Source organism: Planococcus chinensis (genome assembly GCF_020071995.1).
Taxonomy (GTDB): Bacteria; Bacillota; Bacilli; order Bacillales_A; family Planococcaceae; genus Planococcus; species Planococcus chinensis_A.
This window is the reverse complement of sequence record NZ_JABWTK010000060.1, coordinates 1-260: the sequence shown is the minus strand read 5'-3', so window position 1 is coordinate 260 and position 260 is coordinate 1. Positions and strand designations below refer to the sequence as shown.

Annotated in this window: 1 rRNA gene; it reads right to left on the bottom strand. The window is 57.3% G+C overall.

The annotated features are described in order from the left end of the window. Positions 1-260: ribosomal RNA gene (locus tag HU147_RS19670) — 23S ribosomal RNA — on the bottom strand; the annotation flags it as partial.

Below are 260 nucleotides of genomic sequence, written 5' to 3'. Positions count from 1 at the left end.
CCTTAACGAGAGTTCACTCGCTCACCTTAGAATTCTCTTCTCGCCTACCTGTGTCGGTTTGCGGTACGGGCACCTCCCGCCTCGCTAGAGGCTTTTCTTGGCAGTGTGAAATCAGGGACTCCAGGGCGCAATGCCCCTTGCCGTCACAGTTCAATGTTTGCGGAAACGGGATTTGCCTCGTTTCCCACCTTGCTGCTTGGACGCGCTCAACCAACGGCGCGCTCGCCTTATCCTTCTGCGTCCCCCCATTGCTCAAACGG